The sequence below is a fragment of the Methylophilus sp. genome (assembly GCF_035460085.1).
Classification (GTDB): domain Bacteria; phylum Pseudomonadota; class Gammaproteobacteria; order Burkholderiales; family Methylophilaceae; genus Methylophilus.
Window position 1 is genome coordinate 1 of the sequence record NZ_DATHWZ010000002.1, and the last position, 1,653, is coordinate 1,653.

At 48.9% G+C, this 1,653-nt stretch carries 1 protein-coding gene; it reads left to right on the top strand.

The genetic code is table 11. The features are described from left to right. Positions 1-1,653, top strand: a 1,653-nt coding sequence (locus tag VK958_RS00110; RefSeq protein ID WP_325238202.1) for a beta strand repeat-containing protein, incomplete at both ends; no start/stop codon positions are given.

Consider the following 1,653-nt stretch of genomic DNA (forward strand, 5'->3'; position numbering starts at 1 on the left):
CCGGGGAATGGGCCAGTATCGAGAATCTTGATGCTTCAGCCACAGGATTAACTAAGCTCAACCTCACAGGTAACAATCTTGGCAATAATTTAATAGGTAATGCCGCGGCAAATACGCTGATTGGCGGCACCGGCAATGACATCCTGAATGGTGGTGCCGGTATTGATACCATGATCGGTGGCGCTGGCAATGATAACTATATCGTCGATAACATCAATGATGTGGTCACTGAACAGGCAAATGCTGGTATCGATGAAGTCCAAGCCAGTATTAGCTACTCATTAGCATTGGCTGCTAATGTCGAGAATCTGACCCTGACAGGTACCGCTGCCATTAACGGGACCGGCAATGATGACGCAAACATCATTACCGGTAATACCGGCAATAATATCCTCGACGGTAGAGGCGGCGCTGACATCCTGATCGGCGGTAAAGGTAACGATACCTATATCTTTGACGACGAAGATGATGAAGTGGTTGAGAACTTCAACGAAGGTATTGATCTCGTTAAAGCCAGTGCCAGCTATACACTCTCTGATAACCTAGAGAACCTGACACTCACTGATGGCTCCGCCAACGGCGGTGATGCTGTCATCAACGGAACAGGCAATGCGCTTGCCAATACCATCACCGGTAATGCAGGTAACAATATCCTCGATGGTGGTGACGGCGTAGACAAGCTCATCGGCGGTGCCGGTGACGATACTTACATCGTTGACCTCATTCGTACAGGTACGACCGAAGCGAACTACAAAGTCGCTCTTCAAGATACCATCACTGATACTGCGGTCGCAGGTTCAGGTACTGATACTGTAAAGCTCAGACTGCTGGCAGAGACTGACTACAGTCTTATGGCTAACGCCACTGCCCTCACCCTGGCCGTTAACCTCGAGAACCTCGATGCGTCACTCACAGGTGCAACCAGGATAAACCTCACCGGTAACGCGCTCGCTAACACCCTCACCGGAAATGATGCGGACAACATCCTGGATGGCGGTGCAGGTGTGGACACGCTCATCGGCGGTAAGGGTGATAATACTTATATACTGGACCTCAAACTCCAGGGCACTGGTGCTGGTGCTACTGTCGTGATTGAAGATACCGTAATAGAACTGAATGGTACGACCAACGGGATCGATACCGTTAAACTCCGTGGCACGGCTGCTCTCGCTACGGCCACAGAACTTTCACTCACTGGTAATTTGGCTAACATTGAGATTCTTGATGCCTCAGCTACAGCAAACACCAAGTTAAATCTAACTGGTAATGATCTAGATAACACACTGATTGGCAATGCCGCTGCAAACATAATGATAGGTGGCGACGGCAATGATATCTATATTGTTGATAATACTGATGATATTGTGATCGAGAACGATGGCGAAGGTATAGACGGGGTTAAGGCAAGTGTCAGCTATACACTGAGCAACTATGTCGAGAACCTGACCCTGACAGGTACCGCTGCCATTAATGGGACCGGCAATGATGACGCAAACATCATTGCCGGTAATGCCGGCAATAACATCCTCGACGGTAAAGGTGGAGCTGACACCTTGGTCGGCGGTAAAGGTAATGATACCTATATCGTCGACGCCGAAGATGATGAAGTAGTTGAGAACTTCAACGAAGGTATTGATCTCGTTAAAGCCAGTG